This window comes from Deltaproteobacteria bacterium (assembly GCA_030654105.1).
Taxonomy (GTDB): domain Bacteria; phylum Desulfobacterota; class SM23-61; order SM23-61; family SM23-61; genus JAHJQK01.
In genome coordinates this window covers 1-5253 of sequence record JAURYC010000202.1, presented here as the reverse complement: position 1 = coordinate 5253, position 5253 = coordinate 1, and the positions used below count along the sequence as shown (strand labels likewise).

6 protein-coding genes are annotated in these 5253 nt (G+C 48.8%); all 6 read left to right on the top strand.

Annotation, left to right across the window (positions count from 1 at the left end):
• Positions 1–246: 246 nt before the first annotated feature.
• Positions 247–1137, top strand: a complete 891-nt coding sequence (locus tag Q7V48_08365) for an alpha/beta hydrolase (protein ID MDO9210749.1) — start codon at positions 247–249, stop codon at positions 1135–1137.
• A 112-nt stretch (positions 1138–1249) separates the two neighbouring features.
• Complete coding sequence (locus Q7V48_08360) at positions 1250–2053, top strand: transporter substrate-binding domain-containing protein (GenBank protein ID MDO9210748.1); 804 nt, start codon at positions 1250–1252, stop codon at positions 2051–2053.
• A 210-nt stretch (positions 2054–2263) separates the two neighbouring features.
• Positions 2264–2926 carry an amino acid ABC transporter permease gene (locus Q7V48_08355; protein MDO9210747.1) on the top strand — a complete coding sequence of 221 codons (663 nt, stop codon included), beginning with the start codon at positions 2264–2266 and terminating at the stop codon, positions 2924–2926.
• 6 nt (positions 2927–2932) lie between these two features.
• The gene (locus Q7V48_08350) at positions 2933–3589 is read left to right on the top strand and encodes an amino acid ABC transporter permease (GenBank protein ID MDO9210746.1); all 657 of its coding nucleotides are present in this window, start codon (positions 2933–2935) and stop codon (positions 3587–3589) included.
• Between the two features lie 7 nt (positions 3590–3596).
• Positions 3597–4322 carry an amino acid ABC transporter ATP-binding protein gene (locus tag Q7V48_08345; GenBank protein ID MDO9210745.1) on the top strand — a complete coding sequence of 242 codons (726 nt, stop codon included), beginning with the start codon at positions 3597–3599 and terminating at the stop codon, positions 4320–4322.
• A gap of 71 nt (positions 4323–4393) precedes the next feature.
• A complete protein-coding gene (locus tag Q7V48_08340) occupies positions 4394–5122 on the top strand; it encodes an amino acid racemase (GenBank protein MDO9210744.1) in 729 nt (242 codons plus the stop codon).
• The last annotated feature ends 131 nt before the right edge of the window (positions 5123–5253 follow it).

Here is a 5253-nt window from a genome sequence, read left to right as displayed (position 1 = left end):
TGGGTGTAACCCTGGGCGGAGTAATAATCCCGACTGCGATCCATGTAGCTGACGAAAGAACGGTAGGCTTGACGTTGATTCATTTAAGCACCTCCTGCTGAAAATATTAAAATTTTAACATCGCCTATCTGTTTTGCATTTTGAAAAAGCCTTCTTAAATCCCTCCCGACCTCCCTTTTTCAAAGGGAGGAGAGGTTTTTTAGAAGCAAGAATCGGTTCCAACAAAATCGATGAGGAGGTGTCGAAATGTCCAGGGTAACTGCCAACGGGATTCAAATCGAGTATGAAACCTTCGGAAACCCATCAGGCCGACCGCTTCTTCTGATTATCGGGCTGGGGGCGCAGATGATCCATTGGGATGATGATCTTTGCAAAGACCTGGCAAAACGCGGTCACTATGTCATCCGATTTGATAACCGAGATGTTGGGCTTTCAACCAAATTCGATGAAGCCGGGGTGCCGAACCTCGTTGAAACCTTCGGGAAAATCATGCAAGGGGAGAAAATTAAGCCGCCGTATACCCTGGATGATATGGCTGACGACGCGGTAGGCCTCCTGGACGCTCTTGGAATTCGGAAGGCCCACATCTGCGGTATGTCCATGGGGGGAATGATCGCCCAGACGATCGCGATTCGGCATCTTTCCCACGTCCTGAGTTTGATCTCCATTTACTCAACTACCGGCAATCCTGAAGTTCCCCAACCGAAGCCAGAAGTGATCGGGCTTCTTATCACCCCTCCTCCCGCCGAGCGGGAAGCCTTCATCGAGCACATGCTCGGACTCTTTAAAACCATTGCCGGGCCCGGTTTTGCGGTTGATGAAAAGTGGACCCGCAAGATCATGGCCGAGAGCTACGACCGCTGCTTTTATCCTCAAGGCATGGCTCGCCAACTCGTTGCCATTCTAACGCATGGTAACAGAGGGCCCGCCCTCGCTTCCGTGAAGGTGCCGACCCTTGTGGTTCATGGAACCAGCGATCCTCTTGTGCCGGTGGAGGGGGGGAAGGACACGGCCAAAGCCATCCCAGGAGCTCAACTTATGTTGATAGAGGGTATGGGTCACGATCTACCGCACGGCGGGGCGTGGCCTCGGATTGTCGAGGCAATAGCAGCCCATACGCTGAAAGCAACGCTGTAAGACCTTTTTGCTTATGGGACAAAGGCATCGATTGTCCTTGACAAAAAAAGGTATTTAATATAAATTTGCTCTTACTCTTAAAAATCCGCTATTTTTGAAAGGAGGGATATATATGAGGATGAAAAATTTTTTAGTTTTATTCTCTATCTTGAGTCTCCTAACTTTGATCTCATTCGGAGAGGGAATCGCAGGAACCCTGCAGGATGTCAAGGCGAGAGGAAAACTGATCGCAGGAGTGAAGACCGATTTCCCACCCTTCGGTTTTGTGGATGAGAAGGGGGTGAATAAGGGGTTCGATGTCGACGTTGCCAAAGCTTTGGCCAAGGAGCTCTTTGGAAAGGAAAATGCCGTAGAGTTCGTGGCCGTCACTTCAGGAAACCGCATCGCTTTTCTGACCACCAATAAAATCGATATCATCTTGGCCAGCATGACGATCACTGAGGAAAGAAAGAAAGTGATCGATTACAGCATCCCCTATTTTATGTCCGGCCACCTCATCCTGGTCCACAAGGACAGCAAGATTGGAAAATATCAAGACCTGGCCGGGAAGAAGGTCTCCACTACCCAGGGCTCTACAGGCGACATCGTCACCGGCGAACTGGTTCCCACTGCGGAGCGGATCAAATTCCAGCATAATTCCGAATCGCTCCAAGCCTTGAAAGACCGTCGCGTAGAGGCCTTCGTCCAGGACGATGTTCTCCTTCTCGATCTTCAGAAGAGAAATCCGGAATTGAAGATCGCGGGCTGGCCGCCCTTCCGTCCCGCCCCTTATGGACTTGGGGTGAGGAAAGGAGATAAGGAGTGGCTCGACTCCGTGGATGCCACCTTAACAAAAATGAAGAAGACCGACAGTTATCAGAAACTTTGGGACAAATGGTTTGGAGAGAATAAAAAGGCCCTCTTAGAATTGAAATAGTCATTGAGATCAAGAATCATCATGGGGTTGGAGACAATCTCCAATCCCATTTTATTGTCTATAAGGTTGATGCAAAATACCCATCTGCGGCTTTGCGTTCATCCTTTATCATGGCAGCGTATCTCTCTGCACGCCTCATTCCTCAAGATTTTGGTTGCCTTGGATCTGGGCTTTTTTGCTCAGCCTTATATATGTTTTAAATAAACTTGTATGGGCTACCAATTAGACCCCTCTATTATCATCAAGCATCTTCCCCTGTTCCTGAAGGGGGTCTTCCTCACCGTGGAGATCTCTTTCTTCGCGATTCTCATCGGATTGCCCATCGGAATCCTTGCGGCGGTTGGCCGAACTTCGAGGTTTAAAATCCTCAATCTCGTTGGAGCCGTTTATGTGGAGGTCTTTCGGAACACGCCGCTTCTTATTCAGATCTTCATCATCTTCTTTGGACTTCCTGGCATCGGTATCAAACTTTCTCCTTATGTCTCGGGGCTGATCGCCCTCGTTCTCTATGTAGGAGCTTATAACACCGAAGTGATCCGTGCCGGATTGGAAGCGGTTCCAAGGGGGCAGATTGAGGCAGCCAAGTCATTGGGACTCACCGGAGTTCAAACCTTTCTCTATGTCATTATTCCCCAAACTTTACGGATCTCCTTGCCGGCTCTCGGGAATAACTGGGTGGCCTTAGTTAAGAATTCATCCCTGGTCTCGGTCATTGGGATGGTGGAGCTGACCTGGGTTGCTTTAGACCTGAATGCGCTGACTTTCCGGTCTTTTGAACTCTTTGGGGCGGCGACGATCTTTTATCTCATTCTCATTTTTATCTTGATTAACATCCAGTCCTATGTGGAAAGGCGTTTTGCTTATAAGACGTAGATAAAGATGATGTTCGACTTCGACGTTATTATTAAGAATCTACCCTATCTCCTATCCGGTGTGAAATTCACCATCGCCTTGGCTTGCCTTGTGATCATCTTGGGAACTTTCTTGGGAATTATCCTGGGCTTATCCAAACTTTCTAAAAACCGTCTGATCCGATATCCGGCCAGTTTTATTGTGGAGATCACCCGCGATACCCCCATCATCATGCAGATGTTCTTCATCTTCTTTGGACTCCCGGCGTTGGGAATTCGATTGAAGACTTTCCCTTCAGCTGCCTTGGCCATGAGCCTCTTCGCTGCAGGAAATACTGCGGAGATCGTTCGCGGGGCTATCGACTCCCTTCCCACGGGTCAATTCGATGCGGCCAAGTCCTTAGGGATGAACTATTTCCAGATGATGATTCATGTGATCATTCCGCAGGCCCTCCGGCGGATGCTCCCCCCGGCGATGAATCTTTTCACCACCCTCATCAAAGATACCTCCTTGGCCGCCATTATCGGCGCTTTTGAACTCACGCGCGCGGCGCAGGAGATCATTGAGAGGACCTTCCGTTCCCTGGAGATCTATCTCGTGGTCGCTGCCATCTATTTTATCATCTGCTATCCCCTTTCTTATTACACTCGCAAGGTGGAGAAACAAAGGGTGACAGGTTTCTGAGGTCCTTATGATTGAGGTGGGAGATATCTACAAGAGTTTTGGAAAGGTGAAAGCCCTCAATGGAGTAACGACGACCATCAAAAAGGCCGAGGTAGTCGTCATCATCGGCCCGAGCGGCTCTGGAAAGTCAACCTTTCTTCGATGCCTTAATCATCTGGAAAAAATTGACCGGGGGACGCTCATCATTGATGGCATCCCCCTGACCGATTCGAAAACCAATATTCATAAGGTGAGAGAAGAGATCGGAATGGTCTTCCAGCAATTCAATCTTTTCCCCCACCTCAGTGTACTGCGGAACATCACCCTGGCTCAAATCAAGGTAAGGAAGCGATCTTCACAGGAAGCGGAACGGATTGCTCGTGGTCTCTTGGAGAAGGTGGGAATCCCTGAGAAGGCTGATAACTATCCCTTTCAGCTTTCCGGAGGGCAACAACAACGGGTAGCCATTGCCAGGGCCTTAGCTATGCAGCCCAAGATCATGCTCTTCGACGAACCCACCTCTGCTTTAGACCCCGAGATGATCGGAGAGGTACTGGATGTCATGAAGAATTTAGCCAAGGAAGGGATGACCATGGTGGTGGTGAGCCATGAGATGGGTTTTGCGAAGGAGGTGGCCGACCGAGTCATCCTTATGGATGAGGGGAAGATCATTGAAGAAGGAACTCCGGATCGTCTTTTTGACCATCCCCGGGAGGAAAGGACACGAGCCTTTTTAAGTAAAGTTTTGAAGTAATCCCCCCGCCCCTCCTTGAGTAAAGGGGGAGATTGGGGATTAGAAAGTCATTCTAAAAGTAGGGAGGGGAGATGGCGGAAAAGATCATCGGTATCTTAGGAGGAATGGGCCCGGCGGCTACGATCGACCTCTTCACAAAGATCGTCAAGGGGACGAAGGTTAAGAAAGATCAAGACCATTTGAGAATTATGGTTGACAATAATCCAAAGATTCCAGATCGAACTTTAGCCATCCAGAGGAAAGGGCCAACTCCCCTGACCCAATTGGTTCGAAGCGCAAAAATTCTGGAGAACGCCGGTGCTGACTTCATTGTCATCCCCTGTGTGACCGCTCATTATTACTACGATTCCCTGCAGAAGAGGACAAAGATCCCGATCCTCCACATTGTGGACGAAACAGTGAAGTCTATTAAGAAAAAATTGAAAGGAATGGGCAAAATCGGCCTGATCGCCACGCAAGGGACGATTCACACCGGCCTCTTCCAAAAGGCTTTCGCTAATAACGTTATAGAATTGATCCTTCCAACTCCCGAAGTTCAGAGAAAGTGGGTGATGGAGGCCATTTACGGGAAGAAGGGGATTAAAGTTATTGGTCCGTCAGAGCATTCAAAACGTCTCATACGTAAAGCCTCCGAGAGTTTAATCAAGCAGGGAGCAAAGGCAATCATTGCCGGTTGCACAGAGATCCCCCTTGTATTAAAAGCAGGAGACCTTTCTATCCCCGTGATCGACCCAATTTCCATCCTCGCCAGTACTGCCGTTAGGAAGGCACGAGATAAAAAAGGGAATTCGGTACCCTAAGAAATTTTAATATCCTCCAGAGGGGCATACTGCTGGCCGTCATGCATGCCACTGTCCAGAAGATTACCCTGGAAAATAGGTCGAGGATAAGATCGCAACTTTTTACGTTCCAAAAAACTTTCTATCCATAA